Source organism: Candidatus Obscuribacterales bacterium (assembly GCA_036703605.1).
In the GTDB taxonomy this organism is placed as follows: Bacteria; Cyanobacteriota; Cyanobacteriia; order RECH01; family RECH01; genus RECH01.
This window is the reverse complement of sequence record DATNRH010000482.1, coordinates 1-1,049: the sequence shown is the minus strand read 5'-3', so window position 1 is coordinate 1,049 and position 1,049 is coordinate 1. Positions and strand designations below refer to the sequence as shown.

Sequence of the window (1,049 nt, the reverse complement as noted above, 5' to 3'; positions counted from 1 at the left end):
CGTGTCAGAATATAGTACGAACACCGAACTGTGTAGCAAGCGGCCAGTTGTTCGTTGAACAACTAGGGCTGGCCAGCATCAAAAGTTCCTCCCAAGAATACGCGCTAATGGGAAGTTTGCGTGCATTGAATCCAAGAAAATTAAAGCACGAAGATTTCTAGGCGGTTTCGAGACTTGGATGGTCACTGAAGAGGTTTTCAGGGGCGATCGCTTCTATCCGGAACTCATGGCCGCTGGAACCCATCATTCAAGAGCAACGCCCTCATACAACAACCTCCACCCAGGTGGGTGGAGGCGGTGGGGATCCCAAAGCGATCGCTTGTCGATCTTGGGGAGCGGCGTCTGGGGAATCATTGGCCGCTTAGCGGTAGTCGTAGTCGGGCTCCATCTCGGGCTCGGGGACGGCGAAGTTACTGGTGTCGAACAGGTAGCGCACCGCTTCGTCTTCAAGGCGATGAACCAGATAGGGCTCTAGCACGTTGGAATTGCGTAGAGCAGCTAGGTACCCGTCGAGATACAGGCGTAGCTCATCTAGGCGATACCCTCGGTTCCACTGCTCAGTCAGGGCATCGGTAATGCGTTGGTAGTGGCGAATTGCCTGGGCATCTTGAAGCATAGGTCAATTAGGTGGTAGTGCTTGATACAGCAAATGGCGCGGGGATCGTTAATCGATCGCTAGATGACTAAGGTAGACCAAAAATGACTCTACTTAACTCTATGGTAGCGTTTTGAGCGATCGCCTACAGGACGGAAACCCACCCTTGATGAAAAAATTATCTTGGAATCGCAACTTAACGCAATATAAATGGAGTCAGCAATCGGTCGATCTTGGTGCTTTTTGTTGCATTTCCAGGCTTACACAGCAGTTTATTCATGATTCCTTACGAAATGTTACATCTGTAAGGAGCTAGGTTCGCAACGGCTTCATCTGGGATCACGATAGGGTGGTTTCAGGGAGCGATCGCTGGATCTAAATAGCTAGATCCTAGAAGTAGGGTCGTTTCCTTTGCTACTAGTGTTCCCGAATTGATCCCCTCACATATCAGGTG

1 protein-coding gene is annotated in these 1,049 nt (G+C 50.2%); it reads right to left on the bottom strand.

From position 1 onward, the window contains the following. Nucleotides 1-361: 361 nt before the first annotated feature. Nucleotides 362-616, bottom strand: coding sequence for a DUF6761 family protein (locus V6D20_10295; GenBank protein ID HEY9816170.1), 255 nt, complete (start codon nt 614-616; stop codon nt 362-364). Nucleotides 617-1,049: the final 433 nt, after the last annotated feature.

Excerpts from the sequence above, each read along its gene's own strand:
- V6D20_10295 (HEY9816170.1), bottom strand. The coding sequence starts at position 616 with ATGCTTCAAGATGCCCAGGCAATTCGCCACTACCAACGCATTACCGAT.